Raw genomic sequence first — 21,676 nt, forward strand, 5'->3', positions numbered from 1 at the left:
CCGGTCAGCCCTGCAGCTTGGCCCAGACCTCGCGATCGCGCTCGGCCGTCCAGATGCGCGGATGCTCGATGCCGTCGTATTCGTCCCACAGGCGCTGCACGTCGAAGGGCAGGCAATGTTCGAAGATCGGCCACGAGCCGAATTCGGGCGCGAGGGCGTCGCGGGTGGCCTCGAAGGCTTCCTTCAAACTGCCGCCCGCCTTGTGGACGCGCCCGACGTTCTCGATCATGCCGTTCAGGAACTTGCGGGTCTGTTCGACCGCCGCATCGGTCTCCGCGACGCCGCGCGCCACGGCGCCGCGCCCGCCGATCAGGTTCTCGGCGCGGTAGGCCTTGACGTTGTCGAGCGTCTTGCCGACCCAGTCGAAATGATAGGCATCGCCCGTGTAGAGCGCGGCCTTTGCTTCGACGAGGTCGCCCGCATAGAGCGTGCGCGTCTTATCGTGCCATACGGTGATGTCGCCGCCGGTATGACCGCGGCCCAGGAAGCGCAGCGCGAGCCGGCCGCGCCCGCCGCCGAGCTCGATGTCGTATTCGCTCTCGAAGGTGATCGTCGGCCAGGTCAGGCCAGGCACCTCTTCGGCATTCTTGGCGAGGCGCGGCATGCGGCCGAACTCGCTCTTCCAGTCCTCCTCGCCGCGCTCCGCCACCAGATCGCGGGAGGCGCGGGACATGATGATGTCCTGTGCTTCGAAGGCGCTGGCGCCCAGCACACGCACGGCATGATAGTGGGTGAGGATGAGGTAGCGGACCGGCTTGTCGGTATGCTCGCGCAGGATCTTCAGCCAGTCGCGCGAGGCCGCCGGCGTGGCGCGCGACTCGATGGCGACGACGAAATCCTCCCCCTCGACGGCGCCGACATTGGGATCGCCCTCGGCAGTCAGCGCATAGACGCCGTCGGCGAGAATCTCGAGCGTGTCGGTCTTGCGGGCGGTGTCGGCTGAGGATGCGAACGGCTTGCCCATGGTTGTCTCCTCTTCCATGCTTCCGGCTGGAATGTCTTCGAAATAATTTCTAATGAAACGATCGCGGGCTGTATGTCATTAGGTCTGACGACAGCGACCGGCGCCTTGCGACGGCGAGGGAAGAGAAGGGACCCATGTCTTCGGCCGGCTTGATCGACCCGGACCGCGCCGCGGCCTTGCTCGATACGCGCGATCCGGCGGTGTTTTCGGACCGCCTGCTCGAGGCCGCGCACACGGTCGCCGGGATCGAGGAGCTCTTCGCCTTTCGCGTCGGCGAGGGTGCGCCCGAGACGCTGGCCTTGTCCAGCGAGCTGGCCGAAGCACCCGAGCGGGCGGGGGCCTATGCGCGACGCTTTCATCGCAGCGACCCCGCCGTTTCCGCGCGCCTCGCGGCACGCCAGGGAACCGGCTTCGTCTGCCGCATTCCCGCCGCTGCGATCGCGCTCGGCACCTACCGCAGGCTCTGTTTCGAGCGCCCGCGCTTCTCGGAGAAGATCTGCTTCGGCTGGCGCGCGCCCGCGCACAGCCTCGTGGTGAACTTCTACCTGCGCCGGACAGGGGCCGAGGTGGACATGGCGCAGCTCGGCGCGCTGGCGCAGGTCGCCATCACCGGACTGACGCGCCTGATGCGACAGCGTGCCGAGGGCGCTCCGCTCGTGCAGCAGGTGGAGCGCCGCCTGGCCGAAGCCCATCGCAGGCTGACCCCGCGCGAGCGCGAGGTCTGCGCCCGCACGCTCGCCGGCCGGACGGCGCGTGAGATCGGCGAGGAACTGGGGCTGGGGGTCGGGACGGTGCTGACCTATCGCCAGCGCGCCTATCAGAAGCTCGGCGTATCGAAGGCGAACGATCTGCTCGCCGCCGTCATCGAGTGACGGCGGGCGCGGATCGCCCGGTTTTTCAAGTGGTTGTGCATTTTCGCCCGGTCCATCGTTGCCGCTTGTCGCCGCGCCTCGGCAAGAGTGTTGTTGCAAATGAAACGAAAAGTGAGGTAGGAGAGTCGCACCACGACGATCTGCCGCCGCGCCGCCGAGGCGTGCCTGCGAGCGCAGACACACCAGGGAGATACGACGCCGATGGCCGGGAAGCCGTTGCGCAGCTGGGTGCCGGCAGCGAATGCGGACGATTGCGATTTTCCCATCCAGAACCTGCCCTATGGCGTGTTTTCCACGCGGGGCGGGGCGCCGCGCTGCGGTGTCGCCATCGGCGACATGATCGTCGATATGGCGGCGTGCGAGGCGCGGGGTCTTGTTGATGCCGGCGGCACCTTTGCGCAGCCGCAGTTGAACGAGTTCATCGCTCTGGGGCGCGGCAAGTGGGACGAGGTGCGCGCCAGACTGACGGCGCTCCTCGCTGAAGGCGGCGACGAGAGCCTGCCGCTCGTGCCGATGGCGGCAGCGCGGATGCATCTGCCGATCCGGGTGACCGAGTTCACCGATTTCTATGCCTCGAAGAACCACGCCTTCAACGTGGGCGTGCTGTTCCGCGGGCCCGAGAATGCGCTGCCGCCGCAATGGACGCACATGCCAATCGGCTACAACGGGCGGGCGTCCTCGGTCGTGGTCTCGGGCACGCCGATCCGGCGGCCGATGGGACAGGTCAGGGGAGAGGACGGGCCGGTCTGGAGCCGCTGCCGGCGGCTGGACCTCGAGCTGGAGCTCGGCGCCATCGTCGGCGCCGACAGCCGCATGGGCGAGCGTGTCAGCGTCGAGGAGGCCGAGGCGATGATCTTCGGCTATGTGCTGCTGAACGACTGGTCGGCCCGCGACATCCAGGCCTGGGAATACCAGCCCCTCGGCCCGTTCCAGTCGAAGGCGCTCGGGACCACCATCGGCGCATGGGTGGTGACGCAGGCCGCGCTCGAGCCGTTCCGCTGCCAGGGGGCCGAGCGGGTTGCACCGCTGTTGCCCTATCTGCGTGAGGAGCGCCCCGGCTTCTATGACCTCATCGTCGGCTGGACCATGAATGGCCAGGCGATGGGAAGGACGAACTACAACGTCATGTACTATTCGAGCGCCCAGCAACTGGCGCATCACACGGTATCGGGCTGTCCGATGCGGGTGGGCGACCTCATCGGCTCCGGCACGATCTCGGGGCCGACCCTCGGCGAGACAGGGGCGCTGCTGGAGATGACGCAGGGCGGCAAGAACCCTGTCGTTGTCAACGGCGAGGAGCGCACCTTCATTGAGGATGGCGACGAGATCGGGCTCTATGCCTATGCTCGGGGCGATGGCTACCGCATCGGTTTTGGCCCCTGCACGGGGCGCATCCTGCCGGCGCAGGAGTGAGTGCGATGGCGGCCGCACGGGTGCTACTGCACGACTACTGGCGCTCTTCCGCCTCCTTCCGGGTGCGAATCGCCCTCGCGCTCAAGGGCATCGCCTATGAACGCGCACCGGTGGATCTGGTCGCGGGGGTGCAGCATGGTGCAGCGCATCGGGCGCTGAACCCGCAGGGGCTGGTGCCCGTGCTGGAGATCGACGGCCTCCGGCTGACACAGTCGCTGGCGATCCTCGAATATCTCGAGGAGACCCGGCCCGAGCCGCCGCTGCTGCCGCGGGACGCAGGCGCACGCGCGCATGTGCGGGCACTGGCCCTGGCGATCGCTTGCGAGATCCACCCGGTTTCGAACCTTGCCGTGCTGGCGCGGGTGGAGCGGCTGGCAGGGAGCGAGGCCCGGGCAGCCTGGAACCGCGACAACATCGCCGAGGGTCTCGCCGCCTTCGAGCAGATGCTTGACCATCCGGGCTTCGCCGGCCGCTTCTGTCACGGCGAGCAGCCGGGCCTCGCCGACTGCGTGCTCATCCCGCAACTCTACAACGCTGCGCGCTGGGGCGTCGCTTTCGGCCATTTGCCGCGCGTCTCGGTCGTGGCGCGCGCCTGCGAGACCGTGCCCGCCTTCGCCGAAGCCCATCCGGACAAATTCGACCCTTCGCGGGAGACGAAGGGCATTCAGGGAGAGAAACCATGAAATCGCTGAAGCTGGCTCTCACCGGGCTCATCCTGTCGTCGGCACCGCTGATGGCGGAAGAGCTCATCATGTCATCGTGGCTGCCGCCCAAGCACCCCATCGTCGTGAATGCCTTCGAGCCCTGGGCCAAGGAGGTGGAGAAGGTCACCGAGGGCCGCGTGAGCGTGCGGATCATGGGTAAGCCGCTCGGCAGCCCGCCGGCGCATTTCGACATGGCGCGCGACGGCATCGCCGACATCACCTACGGGCTGCATTCCTTTACCGAGGACGACCGCTTCAAGCGCGCCCGCCTGGGGCAGTTCAGTTTCCTCGGCGACGACGCCATCGCCAATTCCAAGGCCTACTGGACGATCTACGGCGGCAAGCTGGATGCGGCGAGCGAGCACAAGGGCACACATCTCCTCGGCCTCTTCATGCACGGCCCCGGCCTGCTGCACAACAACAAGCGCAAGATCGAGAAGCCCGAGGACATGGCCGGCCTGAAGCTGCGTGTGCCGGGCGGCTATGTCGGCGATCTCGTCTCGGCGTTGAAGGCGACACCGCTCTTCATGTCCTCGCCGGAGGTCTACGAGAAGCTGTCGCGCGGCGTGATCGACGGGGTGGCTTTCACCTACGAGGCGATGACGGCGTTCAACCTCGTCGACTACATCAAATATTCCATGACCGTGCCGGGCGGCATCTACAACACCACCTGGTTCTTTGTCATCAACGAAGCCAAGTGGAACGGCCTGTCGGAGAAGGACCGCGCCGCCATCGATGCGATTTCCGGTGAAGCCTTCGCCGAGCGCGTCGGTCGGGCTTGGAACGATGCCGACGTCGTGGCCGAAAAGAAGGTCGGGGACAAGGTTCTCTTCTACAAGGCCAGCCCCGAGGTGGTCGCGGCCCTGCGCGAGGCGGCCGCCAAGCTGGAAAAGGCGTGGGCGGACAGCCTCGGCAACGACTATGACGGCGCCGCCGCCTTGGCCGAGTTCCGCGAGATGACCGGGGTCGGAAGCGAATGAGCCGTTCCGGCCCCATGGCCGACGATCCGCCCCCGGACATGATCCCGGGGCGGAGCCAGCATCGGCAGGCGGGCTGGTACCGTCTGCTCGCAGGCATCGCGGCCCTGCTGATCCTGATGCTGATCGGCGTCACCTGTATCGATGTTGTCGGCCGCTATCTGCTGAACCGGCCCTTCGGCGGTGCCTATGAACTGACGCAGATGCTGCTCGCGGCGCTCGTCTTCATGGCGCTGCCGCTGACAAGTGCCGACGGCGGCCACGTCGAAGTGGACCTTGCGCTGCATCTCGTCCCGCGCGGTTTCCAGCGCCTGCTGGGCCGGCTCGCCGGCCTCGTCGCGGCGGTGGTGCTCGCCTATTTCGCCTGGCGGCTGATTGCAATCGGCATGGATCAGCTGCGCGAGGGCACACGCAGTGCCTCGCTTGCCGTGCCGATGGCGCCGCTCGCCTTCCTGGCGGCGGTGAGCTGCGCGGTCTCGGCCCTCGTCATGGTCTTGCGGCGGGAGGAGCCATGACCATTTCCCTGATCGCCTTCGCCATCCTGCTCGTCATGGTCTTCGCTCGCATCCCCATAGCCTTCGCGATGGCCATCGTGGGCGGCGTTGGCTTCGCGCTGCTGCGCGGCTGGGGCCCGGCGGGGGCCATGGTGGGCAACGCGGTCTTCGAGACCGGGCTCAACTATTCGCTGTCCGTGGTGCCGCTGTTCATCTTCATGGGCAACGTGCTGGCCGGATCAGGCATCGCCCAGGGCCTGTTCTCCGCCGCGGACCGGGTCTTCGGGCGGATGCGCGGCGGGCTCGCCATGGCCACGGTCCTGTCCTGCGGCGGCTTTTCGGCGGTGTGCGGATCGTCGCTCGCCACAGCGGCGACGATGTCCAAGGTGACGATGCCGTCGATGCGCCGCTTCGGCTATGCCGACAGCCTGGCGACCGGTGCCATCGCCGCGGGCGGCACGCTCGGCATCCTGATCCCGCCCTCGGTCGTGCTGATCATCTTCGGCCTCCTGACCGAGGCCGATATCGGCAAGCTGTTCCTCGCGGGCATCATCCCCGGTATCGTCGGCATCGTCGGCTACCTGCTCGCCGTGATGGTCGCGGTGCGGCTCAACCCGGAACAGGCGCCGCCAGTGCGCGAGGTGCATCCGATGACGCGGCGCGACGCCGTCAGCGTGGCCGCGGTGCTTGGGCTCTTCGCCTTCATCATGACAGGCATCTATGGCGGGCTCTTCACGCCCATCGAGGCGGCCGGCATGGGCGCTGCCGCCGCTCTGGCGATCGCCTTCGCAACGGGTGGCCTTGCCCGTGCCGCGCTGTGGCGCGCCTTCCTCGACAGCGCCACCGCCTCGGCGATGATCTTCGCCATCATCATCGGCGCCGAGATCTTCAGCAATTTCGTGACCTTTGCGGGCCTGCCCGACAGCCTCTCGACCATGGTCGAAAATCTCGGCCTGTCACCATGGGCGGTGCTTCTCGCAATCGTGCTGATCTACATCGTCCTCGGCTGCTTTCTCGAAAGCCTGTCGATGATCCTGCTGACGGTGCCAGTCTTCTATCCGCTCGTCTCGGAACTCGATTTCGGGCTCGCCATCCTGCAGGATCGGGAAGCGGTCCTCATCTGGTTCGCCATCATTGTCGTCGTGGTGACCGAGATCAGCCTGATCACGCCCCCGATCGGCATGAATGTATTCGTGCTGCGCTCGGTTCTGCCCGACGTGCCGCTACGCACCATCTTCCGCGGGGTCTACGTCTTCTGGATGGCCGACATCGTCCGCCTGGCGCTGATCATCGGCCTGCCGGCGCTGTCGCTCTATCTCGTCACCTGACGCGGGGCAGGGCGGTTGATTTCGGGCAAGGCGCCAAGCATCCCTACCATCCGAACTATCTGTCTCTTCCGGCGGTCCTCATGCGCATCGAGCTCTTCTTTCCCTATCGCCTTGCGGTCGTCGCCGAGGCCTTCTCGCGCCAGCTCGCCGCCGTCTACGGCCGTGAGCACGGGCTCTCCCGGGAGGAATGGCGCCTGCTCTTCCTCCTGGAGGACGCCGGGGTGCTCGATTCGCTACAGCTGTCGCAGCGCACGTCACTCGGAAAGGTGCAGGTCAGTCGCGCGGCTTCGCGGCTCGAAGAGAAGGGGTTGATCACGCGCGAAGTGCTGGGATCGGACCGGCGGTTGCGAAACTATGCCATCACCGATGTGGGGCGGGATCTGTTCCAGCGGGCCTTCGGCGGCGTCGAGGCCCGCGCGCAGGAAATCCTTAACGCCATGTCGGCTCAAGATCGCGCTGCGCTGGAGCGGGGCATCACGGCATTGGACCAGGCGATCGCCGCGGTAACGGAGCCCGAAAAGGGACGCGGTGCCAGTTTCCCGCGCCCGGGGCCATCGCCCCGCAAGGAATGAGGTCAGACGCCTCGCGCGATCAGGCGGTCGAGGGCTCTGTCCAGCCCCGCCGCGTCGGGGCCGAGTTCGGCGAGGAGTTCGGCCTGGAAGGCATCGGCGATACGGCCGAGGCGGCCCATCAGCTCCTGCCCTTTCGGCGTCAGTTCCAGCGCGATCAGCCGCCGGTCTCCTGAGTGACCGGCCTTGCGTACGAGCCCAGCCTGTTCGAGGCGCGATGCGGCCCGGCTGACGATCGACTTGTCGAGATTCACCCGCACATTGATGTCGCGCACGCTGACCGCGCCCGAGCGGTTGAGATGTGCCAGCACCCGCCACTCCGGGATGGTCAGCCCCGCTTCGGCGCCATACAGCGCGGCGAAGCGACGGCTGACCAGGGTCGCGGCGACTGACAGGCGATAGGGCAGAAATCCCTCCAGATCGAACGACATGCGCTGCTCCTCTTTCACCGAATATGAGCGGAAATTTGTTGCGGCGACAACAAAGGGCGGCCCGGTCGGGAGGGGCAGTTGACATCGTTGCAATAGCAACGATAATCCGTTGTAAATGCAACGAGCGTGGATCGCGCTGGGAGAGAAACGATGACGAAGCATGAGTTGCCGCGCGGCATGGTCCGGGCAACGATCACCACCGGCACGCACGAGGGCTACATGCCCGGCTTCGGCAACGACTTCGAGACCGAGGCGCTGCCGGGCGCGCTGCCACAGGGGCAGAACTCGCCGCAGAAATGCAACTACGGGCTCTATGCAGAGCAATTGTCGGGCACCGCCTTCACCGCCCCGCGCGGCCAGAACGAGCGAACCTGGTGCTATCGCATCCGCCCCTCCGTCCGGCATACCGGCGCCTTCGCCGAGATTTCGGTGCCTTACTGGAAGACAGCGCCGAATATCCTGCCCGGCGTCGTCAGCCTTGGCCAGTATCGCTGGGATCCGGTGCCGCTGCCCGCGGCGGACGAGGACCTGACCTGGATCACCGGGATGCGCACCATGACGACGGCGGGCGACGTGAACACCCAGGTCGGCATGGCGAGCCACATCTATCTCGTCACCCGCTCGATGGAGGACGAATATTTCTTCTCGGCCGACGGCGAGCTCCTGGTGGTGCCCCAGGAGGGCCGGTTGCGCTTCTGTACCGAGCTGGGCGTCATCGATCTCGAGCCCAAGGAGATCGCCATCATCCCGCGCGGTCTCGTCTACCGCGTCGAGGTGCTGGAGGGGCCGGCGCGCGGCTTCGTATGCGAGAACTACGGCCAGAAGTTCGACCTGCCGAACCGTGGCCCAATCGGCGCCAACTGCCTGGCGAACCCGCGTGATTTCAAGACGCCCGTGGCGGCCTTCGAGGACCGCGAGGCGCGCTCGCGGGTCATCATCAAGTGGTGCGGGCGCTTCCACGAGACCTGGATCGACCATTCACCGCTCGATGTAGTCGCCTGGCACGGCAACTACTGCCCCTGCAAATACGACCTGCGCACCTACAGCCCGGTCGGCGCCATCCTGTTCGACCATCCGGACCCGTCGATTTTCACGGTACTCACGGCGCCTTCGGGGCAGGAGGGGACGGCCAACATCGACTTCGTGCTGTTCCGCGAGCGCTGGATGGTGGCCGAGCACAGCTTCCGCCCGCCCTGGTATCACAAGAACATCATGTCCGAGCTGATGGGCAACATCTACGGCATCTACGACGCCAAGCCACAGGGCTTCGCGCCGGGCGGCATGAGTCTGCACAACTGCATGCTGCCGCACGGGCCGGATCGCAACGCGTTCGAGGGGGCCACCAATGCCGAATTGAAGCCCGAGAAGCTGGACGAGACCATGAGCTTCATGTTCGAGACCCGCTTTCCGCAGCATCTGACGGAATTCGCCGCGAAGGAGGCCCCGATGCAGCAGGACTACATCGAGGTCTGGCAGCAGCTCGAGAAGAAGTTCGACGGCACGCCAGGCGTGAAGTGACGGCGAGCGGATCACTCTACTCTCGTCGCCGCCAATGATCTCTTGAAGCCGGGATCAGCACCCGGCGCCGAGCCGAAAGACGTGCGCCGGGGCGGGGCTCAGTTCAGGTGACGGTTGAACCAGTCGATGGTGCGTTCCCACGCCAGCTTGGCCGCCGCTTCGTCGTAGCGTGGTGTCGAATCGTTGTGGAATCCGTGGTTCGTGCCCGGATAGACATGTGCCTCATAGATCTTGCCGTGCTGCTTCAGCGCCGCCTCGTAGGCCGGCCAGCCGGCGTTGACATTGTCGTCGTGCTCGGCGAAGTGCAGCAGGAGCGGCGCCTTGATCCTGGGTACATCCTCCACCGGCGCCTGCCGCCCATAGAAGGGGACCGCCGCCGCGAGTTCTGGATAGGCCACGGCGGCCGCATTCGACACGCCGCCTCCGTAGCAGAAGCCGACGATGCCGATCTTGCCGGTGGTCAGTTCATGGTCGTCCAGAAATTCGATCGCCGCGAAGAAGTCGTTCATCAGCTTCGTCGGGTCGACCTGACGTTGCAGTTCGCGCCCCTTCTCGTCGTTGCCGGGATAGCCGCCGACTGACGTCAGCCCATCGGGCGCGAGCGCCACGAACCCCGCCTTGGCCAGCCGGCGGGCAACATCCTCGATATAGGGATTGAGGCCGCGATTCTCGTGTACCACGACCACCCCCGGCACTGGGCCCGTGGCCTTTGACGGCCGCACCAGATAGCCGCGTACCTCTCCGTGCCCGTTGGGGGAGGGATAGGTGATATATTCCGCGACGATGTCGGGATCGGTGAAGGCCACCTGCTGGGCCAGGGCATAGTCCGGGCTGAGCATGGCAAGAAGCGTCGCGGCCGTCATTCCCCCGACCGCAAACTTGCCCGCCCTGTCGAGGAATTCGCGCTTGGTGATCCGCCCGTGAGCATAGAAGTCGTAGAGCTCGAGCAGTTCCTGCGGAAAGTCTTTGGCTGTCAGTCTCACCGTCGTGCCTCCCTGAAATTGCCGGCGCATGATAGAGCGTTCCGGACAAGCGGGAGGTCACGCTTGCGCTATCGTCACGGCTGCCCACCGGCATGAAGGCCTGCGATGATAGAAGGCCGGCGAAATGAGCGGCAGCAGTGTCACCGGCGTCAAGGCCGCGGAAGCTCATGGGCCGTGACCGCGGGCCCTCCGTCCTGACGGGACGCGCCCGGCGATCCCGCGGTCAGACGATGCCGCCGCCGCCCGACGCGATGGCCGGGCGCTGTTCAGCCACCTTGCGGCGATAGCCGCTCGCTCGATAGGCGGCGATCGGATCGATGGCGCCGCCGGTCCTCAACCGTGCCTGGGCCAGGATAGGCTCGACATCGGTGCGGAAGGCGGCCTTCAGCGTCTCGGACGCCATGAGCGCGTCGTTGTCCTCCTGGAATGTATCAAGCGCCGCCCGGTCGACGATCAGCGCCTGGGCATAAGCGCGCCGGATCTCATTGGCGCTGCGCATCAGACTTTCCACCGGATCGGTGACATTGTGCGACTGGTCGATCATATGCGCCGGGGCGAAGCCTTCGGAGCGCCGCTCCTCCGCATCGACCAGCTCGTTGAAGACGAGGAAGAGCCGGAACGGGTCGACGGATCCGGTGTCGAGGTCGTCGTCGCCGTATTTCGAATCGTTGAAGTGGAAACCACCCAGCTTCCCGAACTGGATGAGGCGGGCGACGATCATCTCGATGTTGACGTTCGGCGCATGGTGGCCGAGGTCGACGAGGCAGAAGGCCTTCTCCCCGAGCTCGGTGGCGATGAGATAGTTGGTGCCCCAGTCCTGCACGACCGTCGAATAGAAGGCCGGCTCGTACATCTTGTGTTCGGTGAACAGACGCCAGTTCGCGGGCAGATGCTGATAGATGGCTTTCATGGAATCGAGATAGCGTTCGAAGCTCCGGGTGAAATGCGACTGGCCCGGGAAGTTCGACCCGTCGCCGATCCACACCGTCAGAGCCTTGGAGCCGAGCGCACGGCCGATTTCGATACATTCGATGTTGTGTTCGACCGCCTGCCGGCGTGTCGCCGCGTCGGTGTGGCTGAGGGAGCCGAACTTGTAGCTCTTCTCCTGTCCCGGCGCGTCGGAGAAGGTATTGGAATTCATGGCGTCGAAGCCGAGTCCAAGGGCATCCGCATGGGCCTTGAGGCGGCGCGGATCGTCCACCTTGTCCCACGGGATGTGCAGGGAGACCGTGGGCGTGGCACGGGTCAGCTGATGAATGACGGCGCAATCGTCGAGCTTGTCGAAGATGTCATGCGGCTCGCCCGGAGCGGGAAAACGTGCAAAGCGCGTGCCGCCGGTGCCGACGCCCCAGGAGGGCACGGCGACGTGGAAGCTGGCGACCTTCTGCGTGATGACCTCGATGTCGATGCCGTCGCGGTCGAGCTTCTCGCCGAGCGTCGCGTAATCGGCGTTCAGCGCAGCGGCGCGTCTGTCGTTGTCGGCGGCGACCACGTCGGCCGCGATGCGCTGTTCCGTCATGATGTGCTCCCGCGTGCCTTTGGTGTCTTAAAGGGTGGCAACTTGGCCAGATCGCCGCCACTCCCTGTCCGCCCAGGCAGGGAGAGGGAGTTACGGCGTCTGCGTTTTGGGGCTAACGCTCCCAACCGTTTTCTCACCGCGTGAATGAGGTCGCGTTGCCCGCATCCACGTTGATGATGTTGCCGGTCGACTTCGCCGAGGCGTCCGAGGCGAGGAAGTAGATCGCCTCGGCGATATCCTCGGGAAAGACGTTGAGCTTCAGGAGCGAGCGCTTGCGATAGTGCTCCTCCAGTTCATCCACGGCGAGGTTGGAGGAGGCGGCGCGCTGCTCGCGCCATTCGCCCGACCAGATCTTGGAGCCGCGCAGCACCGCATCCGGATTGACCGTATTGACCCGGATGCCGGCTTCGGCCCCTTCCAGCGCCAGGCAGCGGGCAAGGTGGATCTCGGCCGCCTTCGCCGTGCAATAGGCCGCAGCATTGGGCGAGGAGGCGAGGCCGTTCTTCGACGAGACGAAGACGACGGTGCCGCCGAGCCCCTGGCGGCGGAAGAGGCGGAAGGCTTCGCGCGAGACGAGGAAATAGCCCGTCGCCAGGATGTCGATGTTGCGGTTCCACATGGCAAGGTCCGTCTCCTCCACCGGGGCGGAGGAGGCGATGCCGGCATTCGAGACGAGGATGTCGACGCCACCGAATTCGATGCAGGCGCTGCGGAAGGCGGCGATCACCTCCTCCTCGCGGGTGACGTCCAGCGTCACGCCGCGCACGGCATCGCGGCTGAAGCGGCCGGCAAACTCCTCGACCGTCGCGTTCAGACCTGCCGCGTCGATATCCGCGAGCACGATCGAGGCGCCTTCGCCGGCGAGGCGCTCGGCCGTGGCGCGGCCGATGCCGCCGGCGCCGCCGGTGATGAAGGCGACGCGGCCGGCGAGGCTCCTGGGCTTGGGCATGCGCTGGAGCTTCGCTTCCTCCAGCAGCCAGTATTCGATGTCGAAGGCCTCCTGCTCCGGCAGGCCCCGGTATTCGGACACGGCCGAGGCGCCGCGCATGACATTGATGGCGTTGACGTAGAACTCGCCGGCGATGCGGGCGGTCGCCTTGTCGCGCGCGAAGGACAGCATGCCGACGCCGGGCACGAGGAAGACCACCGGGTTGGGATCGCGCACCTTCGGGCTGTCCGGCCGCTTGCAGGCCTCGTAATAGCGCGTGTAGTCGGCGCGATAGGCCTCGAGCGCGGCGTCGAGCTTGGCGACGACGGCGTCGATGTCGGGCGCCCGCGGATCGAAATCGAGCACCAGCGGGCGGATCTTGGTGCGCAAAAAATGGTCCGGGCAGCTCGTGCCGAGCGCGGCGAGGGGCTTCAGGGCGGCGGAATTGACGAAGTCGAGCACCGCCTCCTGATCGTCGAAATGGCCGAGCTTGCGCTCCCCCTTGCCGATGCGCCCGCGGATCTCGGGCATCAGCCGCGCCGCGATCGCCCGCCGCTCGGCCGGCGGCAGGCTCGTCGTAACCGCGCCGCCGAAGGCGGGCCGGTCTGCCGTCCTCTCGGCGAACCAGGCGATGGCCTTGTTGATGACGCTGAGCGTCAGTTCGTAGACGTCCTTCGCCGTGTCCGCCCAGGTGAAGAGGCCGTGGCTTTCGAGCACGACGCCTTTGGCGCGCGGGTTGGCGCGGGCGAAGGCTTCGAGATCGAGGCCGAGCTGGAAGCCTGGGCGCCGCCACGGCAACCAGCCAATCTCGTCGCCGAAGATTTCCCGCGTCAGGACGCGCGAGTCCTTCGATGCGGCGATGGCGATGATCGCGTCCGGGTGCATGTGGTCGACGTGCCGATAGGGCAGGAAGCCGTGCAGCGGCGTGTCGATGGAGGCGGCGCGCGGGTTGAGGTTGAAGGTGGCGTGCGGCAGGAGGCCGACCATGCGGTCCTCGTCCTCGATGCCTCTGTAGAGGCTCTTCAGCGCCGTGAGCTTGTCGAGATAAAGCGTGGCGAAGCCATCGCGCTTCATGGTGCCGACGTCGCCGCCGGACCCCTTGACCCACAGTACCTCGACCTTTTCGCCCGTCAGCGGGTCCGTCTCCATCACCTTGGCCGAGGTGTTGCCGCCGCCGTAGTTGGTGATCCGCTTGTCGGCGCCGAGCAGGTTGGAGCGGTAGAGCAGCAGCCCCGGCTCGTCGAGGCCGGCCGCCGCGCTATCGTCCCAGAGATTGTCCAGCAGCTTCGTTTTCGGTGCGATGTCCACGGGGGTCCCTCGTGCCTTCTCGGGGATGGCGAACGGCCTCAGAATTCGGGCGGAAGCATCGACAGGCCCTCCGGCCTTGTCAACCAGATTTGATCATGAACGATCATAATCAATCATATTGCAACGCAGCAAGATCGATTGTGATTGACGATGGCTCGAAAATGGTCAAGCCTTGCCTCCGGCTTGCGCGAAGCTGAATGGTCTTCGACCGTTCTCATCCCTCTTTCCGCGCAGATCCATGAGGCACCATGCACGAACGTGAGAGGCACCGGATCATTCTGAGCGCGGTTCAGGAGAAGCCGGTGGCGACCATTCAGGATCTCGTCGAGCTCACCTCCGCTTCGGAGGCAACGATCCGCCGCGACATCGCGGCGCTGCATGTGCAGGGCCGCTTGAGGCGCGTGCGCGGCGGGGCGGAGGCGCTCAATCCGGCGCATATCGGCAGCCTCGCTGCCAAGCCCTTCCGCGTGTCCGAGGGCGAGCACCTGGCGCAGAAGCGGGCGATTGCCCGCGAGGCCGTGGCCCTGTGCACGGACGGCGACCCCATCATCCTCAATGGCGGCACCACCACCTTCCAGATGGTGCATTATCTGACGAGCCGGCGCCTGCAGGTCTTCACCAATTCCTTCGCTATCGCGGAGCATCTGGTGAAGCACTCGAAGAACCAGGTGACCTTGCCGGGCGGGGCGATCTACCGCGACCAGAGCATCATCCTGTCGCCCTTCGACAATGACGTGACGCGCAACTTCTACGCCCGGCGCATGTTCATGGGCGCGCAGGGCGTCGGGCCAATCGGCGTGATGGAGCGGGACGCGCTCATCATCCAGGCGGAGCAGAAGCTGATCAACCAGGCGGACGAACTGGTGCTGATGGTCGATTCGAGCAAGTTCTCGCGCCGCTCCAGTCTCATTCTTTGCCCGCTCGAGCGCGTCTCGACGCTGATCACAGACGACGGCATCCCGGATGCCGCCCGCGCCATGATCGAGGATGCGGGCATCAGGCTCATCGTCGCCGCAACGACGGCGGCGGAACAGGCGGTGGAACCCTCGTCGGCGGCGTGACGCCGGCGAAACAACAAGAGCCAATTGGGAGGAAAACGATGAAATTGTTCGCCAGACTCGCCCTCGGCACGGCGCTCGGGCTCGCCCTCGTCACGGGTGCGGCCAGCGCCGAGACGGTCAAGATCGGCCTCGTGGTCAAGTCCCTCGGCAACGGCTTCTTCGAGGCCGCCAACAAGGGCGCGCAGGAAGCGGCCAAGGAGCTCGGCGACGTCGAGGTGATCTACACCGGGCCGACGAGCACGACGGCCGAGGGCCAGATCGAGGTGATCAATGCCCTCATCGCCCAGAAGGTCGATGCCATCGCCGTCTCGGCCAACGACCCCGACGCGGTCGTGCCGGCGCTGAAGAAGGCGATGCAGCGCGGCATCAAGGTCATCTCCTGGGATTCGGCGGTCGGCAAGGACGGGCGCATCCTGCACCTCAATCCGTCCTCCAACGAGCTCATCGGCAACATGTGCCTGAAGCTCGCCGCCGCGCACCTGCCGGACGGCAAGGGCGACTTCGCCATTCTCTCGGCCACCACCACCTCGACGAACCAGAACACCTGGATCGCCGAGATGAAGAAGCAGCTGCCGAAATATCCGGGCCTCAACCTCGTCACCACGGTCTATGGCGACGACCTCGCCGACAAGAGCTACCGCGAGGCGCAGGGCCTCCTCTCCACCCATCCCAACGTCAAGGTCATCGTCGCCCCGACGACGGTCGGCGTGCTCGCCGCCTCGCAGGCGGTGAAGGATGCGGGCAAGATCGGCGAGGTCTTCGTCACCGGCCTCGGCCTGCCGTCGGAGATGGCGGGCGCTGTGCATTCCGGCGCGACGAAGGAATTCGCCATCTGGAACCCGATCGACCTCGGCTATTCGGCGACGCAGATCGCCTACCGCCTCGTGAAGAAGGAGAGCGACGGCAAGCCGGGCTCCGAGATCGACGCCAGCCGCATGGGCAAGATCAAGATCGGCGCCGACGGCGAGGCCGCCATGGCCGATCCCTTCGTCTACGACAAGAGCAACGTCGACGAGTTCGCCAAGATCTTCTGATCGGGCGGGGCTGAGGCTCCGGCGGCCGAAGCCGTAGCCGGCCGGAGCCCTCTCCCCGCACGCGGGGAGAGGGAGCTAGCCACCGGCGCTCCATTTGCTCCTCTGATCACGCATTACGCGGCAGGACTGTCCATGTCGGTCGTTGAAGCGGTCGCCGAGCCGGCCCATCCCCTCCTGGAGATGCGTGGCATCTCGAAGTCCTTCCCGGGCGTCAAGGCGCTCGACGGGGTCGATGTCGCTCTTTACGCCGGCACCGTCACCGCGCTCATCGGGGAGAACGGCGCCGGCAAGTCGACGCTGGTCAAGGTTCTCACCGGCATCTACCAGCCGGACGCCGGCGACATTCTCGTCGACGGGGCGCCGGTCCGTTTTGCCGATGCCCAGGCGGCGATGCGCGCGGGCATCACCGCCATCCACCAGGAGACGGTGCTGTTCGACGAACTGACGGTGGCCGAGAACATCTTTCTCGGCCATGCGCCGAAGTCACGGCTCGGCCTCGTCGACTGGGCGGCGATGCGGGCGCGTGCCGGGGCGCTGCTGCACGCCATCGATGCGCCGATCAGCCCCTATGCGCGGCTGAAGGATCTTTCCATTGCCCAGCGCCATCTCGTCGCCATCGCGCGGGCGCTCTCCGTCGAGGCGCGTGTCGTCATCATGGACGAGCCGACGGCGGCGCTCTCCCACAAGGAGGTGGAGGACCTCTTCCGCATCATCGAGCGGCTGAAGGGGCAGGGAAAGGCGATCCTCTTCATCAGCCACAAGTTCGAGGAGATCTATGAGATCGCGGAGCGCTTCGTGGTCTTCCGCGACGGCCGCTCGGTCGGGGCAGGGCGTCTCGCCGAGACGGGGCAGGACGAGATCGTGCGCATGATGGTCGGCCGTTCGGTCGAGCACGTCTTCCCGAAGGCGGAGGTCGCCATCGGCGGGCCGGTGCTCGAGGTTGCCGGCTATTCGCACCCCACCGAATTCGCCGACATCTCCTTCACGCTGAGGCGCGGCGAGATCCTCGGCCTCTACGGCCTCGTCGGCGCCGGGCGCTCCGAATTCTGCCAGGCGCTGTTCGGCATCACCCGCCCGAGCGCCGGGCGCCTCACGCTGGAGGGCAAGGCCCTCGCCATCCGCTCGCCGCAGGATGCGATCGCCGCCGGCATCGTCTATGTGCCGGAGGAGCGCGGGCGGCACGGGGCCGTGCTGCCGATGCCGATCTTCCAGAACGTTTCCATGGCCGTGCTCGGCCGCACCACGCGGGCGGGCTTCCTGCGCCTTGCGGAGGAATTCACGCTCGCCCGCCGCTATGCCGAGCGGCTCGACCTGCGCGCGGCAGCTCTATCCGTGCCGGTCGGCACGCTGTCGGGCGGCAACCAGCAGAAGGTCGTCATCGCCAAATGGCTGGCGACATTGCCGAAGGTCATCATCCTCGACGAGCCGACGAAGGGCATCGACATCGGCTCCAAGGCCGCCGTGCACGCCTTCATGAGCGAGCTCGCAGCCGAGGGCCTGTCGGTCATCATGGTCTCGTCGGAACTGCCCGAGATCCTCGGCATGTCGGACCGCGTGATGGTGATGCGCGAGGGCCGCCTGGCAGGCATCTGGGAGCGTGACGGGCTCGACGCCGAGACCCTGGTGCGCGCGGCAACGGGTAATGCGTGAGGGCGAGACAGCCATGATCCCAAAGCACCGGCCGGTACCTCTCAGGCGTCATGCCCGCGCTCGTCGCGGGCATCCACGGCTCGCCGGGCCACGCGACATCAACGGCGTGGACGGCCGCGACACGCGCGGCCATGACGAGAGCCGCAGCTTGAGAAGGATAAACGAAGGCACGGCATGATGATGAGCCGCATCCTGAAATACCGGGAGCTCCTGCTGGGGGCGATCATCCTCGCCCTCATCGCGGCCTTCAGCCTGCGCGCACCCGGATTCGCAACACCGAGAAACCTCGCCGGCATCTTCAACGACACCTCGATCCTCATCATTCTGGCGCTCGGCCAGATGGCGGTGATACTGACGAAGTCGATCGACCTCTCGGTCGCGGCCAATCTCGCCTTCACCGGCATGGCGGTGGCGATGCTGAACGCCGCCTATCCCGGCATCCCGCTGCCGCTGCTGATCGGGGCGGCGATGGCGATCGGCGCCGTGCTCGGCGCCGTCAACGGCTTCATGGTGTGGATCATCGGCATTCCCCCGATCGTCGCCACGCTCGGCACGCTCACCATCTATCGCGGCCTTGCCTTCGTCCTCTCCGGCGGGGCGTGGGTCAACCAGACGCAGATGACGAGCGCCTTTCTCGACACGCCGCGCATTCCGCTCCTCGGCCTGCCGCTCAACGGCTGGACGGCGCTGCTCGTCATCGCCGTCATCGCCGTCGTCTTCATGCGCACGGGCTTCGGCCGGGCGCTCTACGCCTCGGGCGGCAACCCGACGGCGGCGCTCTATGCCGGCATCGACGTGGGGCGCACGCGCTTCTTCGCCTTCGTCCTGTCGGGGACGCTCGCCGGGCTCTGCGGCTATCTCTGGGTGGCGCGCTACGCCGTCGCCTATGTCGACATCGCCGCCGGCTTCGAGCTCGACACGGTGGCGGCCTGCGTCATCGGCGGCATCTCGACGCTCGGGGGCATCGGCTCCGTGGCCGGGGCGGTGCTCGGGGCGCTCTTCCTCGGCGTCATCAAGAACGCACTGCCGGTGATCGACATCTCGCCCTTCTGGCAGATGGCCATCTCCGGCCTCGTCATCATCATCGCCGTGCTCTTCAACGCCCGGCAGGAGCGGCGCAAGGGACGGCTCATCCTGCGCGATGCGGCCCGCAGTCCCGCGCCTGCCGCAGCGGAGGGAGCCGCCGCATGAGCACCATGCCTCTCGACAAGCCAACCGTGCGACGCATTCCCGACAAGCTGTCGACGCCCACCGCGCGCCTTCTCGGCAGCTGGGAGAGCCTGCTCGCGGCCGTGGCCATCGCGATCTTCTTCGCCAATTCGCTGGCGTCGCCGCATTTTCTCGATCCTTGGAACCTGTCGGACGCCACCTACAACTTCACCGAGAAGGCGATGATCGCCTTCGCGATGACGCTGCTCATCATCTCCGGCGAGATCGACCTGTCGGTTGCCGCCATCATCGCGCTCGCCTCGACCGCGATGGGGGCGGCGGCACAGATGGGCTTCGGCGCGCCGGCGCTCGTGGGCATCGGGCTCGGCGCCGGGCTCCTGTGCGGGGCTTTCAACGGCCTGCTGGTGGCACGCATCGGCCTGCCGTCGATCGTCGTCACCATCGGCACCATGAGCCTCTTCCGCGGCATTGCGCAGATCGTGCTGGGCGACAAGGCCTATGGCGGCTATCCGGCCGACTTCGCCTGGTTCGGCCAGGGCTACATGTCCGATCTCTCGTGGTGGCCGTCATGGCACGCCTTCGAGGTGGTGACCTTCGAGATGGTCGCCTTCCTCGTCTTCGCGCTCCTCTTCGGCGTCCTGCTGCACATGACCGCCTTCGGCCGGCGCATCTATGCCATCGGCAACAACGCCTTTGCTGCGGAGTTCTCCGGCATCCCGGTCAGGCGCACCAAGTTCGTCCTCTTCCTTCTGACGGGCCTCATGAGCGGGGTCGCGGCCGTGTGCCTCACCTCACGCCTCGGCTCGACGCGCCATTCGATCGCGGCAGGCTGGGAGCTCGAGATCATCACCATGACGGTGCTCGGCGGCGTCAGCATCCTCGGCGGCTCCGGCAGCATCGGCGGCGTCGTGCTCGCGGCCATCGTCATGGGGCTCGTCACCTTCGGCCTCGGGCTGCTCAACGTGCCCGGCATCGTCATGTCGATCTTCACGGGCCTTCTGCTCATCCTCGTGATCGCGCTGCCCATCGTCGTCCGCCGCCTCAGGGCTTCGTCATGACCGGAAAAGAGAAATACGCCTTCAAGATGCAGCTCAACCCGGGCATGGAGGCGGAATACCGCCGCCGGCACGACGCCATCTGGCCGGAGCTGCTGGCGCTCCTGAAGGAAGCTGGCATCGAGGACTATTCCATCCACCTCGACCCGGAGACGAACATCCTCTTCGGCGTGCTGTGGCGGCGGGAGGACCATGGCATGGACGACCTGCCGAACCACCCCGTGATGCAGCGCTGGTGGGCCCACATGGCCGACCTCATGGTGACGAACCCCGACCATTCGCCGGTGGCGAAGCCCCTCGTCACCGTCTTTCACATGGCCTGATCCATGTACGTTGCAGTGCTCGACGTCGGCAAAACGAACGTCAAGGCGGTCGTGGTCGACACGGCGACCGGCCGTGAACTTGCGGCGCGCACCCGGCCCAACCGGGTGCTGACGGAAGGGCCCTATCCCCATTTCGATGTCGAGGGCATCTTCGCCTTCTTCATCGAGGCGCTGCGGGAGCTCTACGCCACGCTCGGCTTCGCGGCGATCTCGCTCACCGCTCACGGAGCCTGCGGCGCGCTCTTGAGCGACGAAGGCTTGGCGCTGCCGGTGCTCGACTACGAACATCGCTATCCGGCCGAAATCGAGGCGGCCTATGACGCGATCCGGCCGCCCTTTGCCGAAACCTTCTCGCCGCGCCTGCCGGGCGGGCTCAACCTCGGCGCCCAGCTCCACTACCTGAAATCCGCTTTTCCCGAGGCCTTCGCCCGAGTGCGCAGCATCGTCACTTGGCCGCAATACTGGGGCTGGCGGCTGACGGGTGTCGCCGCCTGCGACGTCACCTCGCTCGGCTGCCACACGGACCTGTGGCGGCCGCATGAAGGGCGCTTGTCGTCACTCGTCGAGCGGCTCGGCATCGCCGGCCGGCTCGCGCCCGTGCGGCGGCCGTCGGACGTCCTCGGCCCGGTCGCGGCCGACATCGCGCGGCAGATCGGTCTCGATCGGCCGGTGCCGGTCCATTGCGGCATTCACGATTCCAATGCATCGCTGCTGCCGCATCTCGGCCGCGAGCCGCCGTTCGCTGTTGTCTCGACGGGGACCTGGGTCGTGACCTTCGCCGTCGGCGGCGATCTCGCCCGGCTCGATCCGGCGCGCGACACGCTGGCCAATGTCGATGCCTTCGGCCGCGCCGTGCCCTCCGCCCGTTTCATGGGCGGGCGTGAATTCGAAATCCTGACCGGCGGAAGCGGGCAGGGGACGTCCGCCGCCCTGGCGCGCGTCGTCGGCGCGCCCATCCTCGTCATGCCCGGGGTGGTGCCCGGCTGCGGGCCGTTCCCACGGGCGACCGCCCGGCCCGCCGAGGCCCTGCAGGGTCTCGACGCGGACGAGGCCCATGTGGCGGCCTCGCTGTACGCGGCCATGATGACGAAGACCTGCCTCGATCTGACCGGTGCCGCCGGGCCGGTCATCGTGGAGGGGCCGTTCGCCCGCAACCGGCTCTTCTGCGAGGCGCTGGCCGACGCGGCGGGCCGTCCCGTCATGCCGATGGCGGGGGCGACGGGCACGAGCGTGGGCGCAGCGCTGCTGGCGACAGGCGCGCCGACGACGCCACCGGTGCCCGAAGCCGTCGTCGCGCCCGGCTCGCTGCCGGCGGCGTTCGCATCCTATCGAACCGAGTGGGAGAAGGCGGCGCAGGCACGATAGATGAGCCTCT

The 21,676-nt window shown here is 66.7% G+C and carries 20 protein-coding genes; 15 read left to right on the forward strand and 5 right to left on the reverse strand.

Annotation, left to right across the window (positions count from 1 at the left end; all coding sequences use genetic code 11):
- Nucleotides 1–4: 4 nt before the first annotated feature.
- Nucleotides 5–964, reverse strand: a complete 960-nt coding sequence (locus tag ASC46_RS04785; protein ID WP_055458474.1) for an MBL fold metallo-hydrolase — start codon at nt 962–964, stop codon at nt 5–7.
- A 134-nt stretch (nt 965–1,098) separates the two neighbouring features.
- On the opposite strand from ASC46_RS04785, the gene ASC46_RS04790 reads away from it, so the two are divergent.
- From ASC46_RS04790 to ASC46_RS04820, 7 genes are all read left to right on the forward strand, one after another.
- Complete coding sequence (locus ASC46_RS04790) at nt 1,099–1,836, forward strand: LuxR C-terminal-related transcriptional regulator (protein WP_055458160.1); 738 nt, start codon at nt 1,099–1,101, stop codon at nt 1,834–1,836.
- 201 nt (nt 1,837–2,037) lie between these two features.
- The gene (gene fahA / locus ASC46_RS04795; RefSeq protein WP_055458161.1) at nt 2,038–3,249 is read left to right on the forward strand and encodes a fumarylacetoacetase; all 1,212 of its coding nucleotides are present in this window, start codon (nt 2,038–2,040) and stop codon (nt 3,247–3,249) included.
- Between the two features lie 5 nt (nt 3,250–3,254).
- Nucleotides 3,255–3,932, forward strand: coding sequence for a maleylacetoacetate isomerase (gene maiA / locus ASC46_RS04800; protein ID WP_055458162.1), 678 nt, complete (start codon nt 3,255–3,257; stop codon nt 3,930–3,932).
- On the forward strand, nt 3,929–4,933 hold the full coding sequence (locus tag ASC46_RS04805; RefSeq protein WP_055458163.1) for a TRAP transporter substrate-binding protein: 1,005 nt from the start codon (nt 3,929–3,931) through the stop codon (nt 4,931–4,933). Before maiA ends, ASC46_RS04805 begins: the two co-directional genes overlap by 4 nt.
- Nucleotides 4,930–5,445: a TRAP transporter small permease gene (locus ASC46_RS04810; protein WP_245280468.1), complete on the forward strand. Its 516-nt coding sequence runs from the start codon at nt 4,930–4,932 to the stop codon at nt 5,443–5,445. The genes ASC46_RS04805 and ASC46_RS04810 overlap by 4 nt, the downstream gene beginning before the upstream one ends.
- A complete protein-coding gene (locus ASC46_RS04815) occupies nt 5,442–6,752 on the forward strand; it encodes a TRAP transporter large permease (RefSeq protein WP_055458165.1) in 1,311 nt (436 codons plus the stop codon). The genes ASC46_RS04810 and ASC46_RS04815 overlap by 4 nt, the downstream gene beginning before the upstream one ends.
- An 80-nt stretch (nt 6,753–6,832) precedes the next feature.
- Nucleotides 6,833–7,324, forward strand: coding sequence for a MarR family winged helix-turn-helix transcriptional regulator (locus ASC46_RS04820; protein ID WP_055458166.1), 492 nt, complete (start codon nt 6,833–6,835; stop codon nt 7,322–7,324).
- 2 nt (nt 7,325–7,326) lie between these two features.
- Here the strand turns inward: ASC46_RS04820 and ASC46_RS04825 are convergent, their stop codons facing one another.
- A complete protein-coding gene (locus ASC46_RS04825; RefSeq protein WP_055458167.1) occupies nt 7,327–7,752 on the reverse strand; it encodes a MarR family winged helix-turn-helix transcriptional regulator in 426 nt (141 codons plus the stop codon).
- Between the two features lie 150 nt (nt 7,753–7,902).
- On the opposite strand from ASC46_RS04825, the gene hmgA reads away from it, so the two are divergent.
- Nucleotides 7,903–9,270, forward strand: a complete 1,368-nt coding sequence (hmgA, locus tag ASC46_RS04830) for a homogentisate 1,2-dioxygenase (protein ID WP_055458168.1) — start codon at nt 7,903–7,905, stop codon at nt 9,268–9,270.
- Nucleotides 9,271–9,368: 98 nt separating this feature from the next.
- On the opposite strand, the gene yghX is transcribed toward hmgA, so the two are convergent.
- The 3 genes from yghX to ASC46_RS04845 all read right to left on the reverse strand — a co-directional run bounded on the left by yghX (nt 9,369) and on the right by ASC46_RS04845 (nt 14,002).
- Nucleotides 9,369–10,253 carry a YghX family hydrolase gene (gene yghX, locus ASC46_RS04835; protein ID WP_425349085.1) on the reverse strand — a complete coding sequence of 295 codons (885 nt, stop codon included), beginning with the start codon at nt 10,251–10,253 and terminating at the stop codon, nt 9,369–9,371.
- A 223-nt stretch (nt 10,254–10,476) separates the two neighbouring features.
- A complete protein-coding gene (gene rhaI, locus ASC46_RS04840; RefSeq protein ID WP_055458170.1) occupies nt 10,477–11,772 on the reverse strand; it encodes an L-rhamnose catabolism isomerase in 1,296 nt (431 codons plus the stop codon).
- Nucleotides 11,773–11,905: 133 nt separating this feature from the next.
- Complete coding sequence (locus ASC46_RS04845) at nt 11,906–14,002, reverse strand: bifunctional rhamnulose-1-phosphate aldolase/short-chain dehydrogenase (RefSeq protein WP_055458475.1); 2,097 nt, start codon at nt 14,000–14,002, stop codon at nt 11,906–11,908.
- A 254-nt stretch (nt 14,003–14,256) separates the two neighbouring features.
- On the opposite strand from ASC46_RS04845, the gene ASC46_RS04850 reads away from it, so the two are divergent.
- The 7 genes from ASC46_RS04850 (at nt 14,257) to ASC46_RS04880 (ending at nt 21,666) form a co-directional block, all read left to right on the forward strand.
- Nucleotides 14,257–15,069 carry a DeoR/GlpR family DNA-binding transcription regulator gene (locus ASC46_RS04850; protein ID WP_019404178.1) on the forward strand — a complete coding sequence of 271 codons (813 nt, stop codon included), beginning with the start codon at nt 14,257–14,259 and terminating at the stop codon, nt 15,067–15,069.
- 38 nt (nt 15,070–15,107) lie between these two features.
- Nucleotides 15,108–16,103, forward strand: a complete 996-nt coding sequence (gene rhaS, locus ASC46_RS04855; RefSeq protein ID WP_055458171.1) for a rhamnose ABC transporter substrate-binding protein — start codon at nt 15,108–15,110, stop codon at nt 16,101–16,103.
- Nucleotides 16,104–16,235: 132 nt separating this feature from the next.
- Nucleotides 16,236–17,753, forward strand: a complete 1,518-nt coding sequence (locus ASC46_RS04860) for a sugar ABC transporter ATP-binding protein (RefSeq protein WP_055458172.1) — start codon at nt 16,236–16,238, stop codon at nt 17,751–17,753.
- Between the two features lie 180 nt (nt 17,754–17,933).
- Complete coding sequence (locus tag ASC46_RS04865; protein WP_026015600.1) at nt 17,934–18,944, forward strand: ABC transporter permease; 1,011 nt, start codon at nt 17,934–17,936, stop codon at nt 18,942–18,944.
- Nucleotides 18,941–19,981 carry an ABC transporter permease gene (locus tag ASC46_RS04870; protein ID WP_055458173.1) on the forward strand — a complete coding sequence of 347 codons (1,041 nt, stop codon included), beginning with the start codon at nt 18,941–18,943 and terminating at the stop codon, nt 19,979–19,981. Before ASC46_RS04865 ends, ASC46_RS04870 begins: the two co-directional genes overlap by 4 nt.
- Nucleotides 19,978–20,301, forward strand: a complete 324-nt coding sequence (gene rhaM / locus ASC46_RS04875) for an L-rhamnose mutarotase (RefSeq protein WP_055458174.1) — start codon at nt 19,978–19,980, stop codon at nt 20,299–20,301. The genes ASC46_RS04870 and rhaM overlap by 4 nt, the downstream gene beginning before the upstream one ends.
- 3 nt (nt 20,302–20,304) lie before the next feature.
- Nucleotides 20,305–21,666, forward strand: a complete 1,362-nt coding sequence (locus ASC46_RS04880) for an FGGY-family carbohydrate kinase (RefSeq protein WP_055458175.1) — start codon at nt 20,305–20,307, stop codon at nt 21,664–21,666.
- Nucleotides 21,667–21,676: the final 10 nt, after the last annotated feature.

It is taken from the genome of Chelatococcus sambhunathii (genome assembly GCF_001418005.1).
GTDB classification, from domain to species: Bacteria; Pseudomonadota; Alphaproteobacteria; order Rhizobiales; family Beijerinckiaceae; genus Chelatococcus_A; species Chelatococcus_A sambhunathii.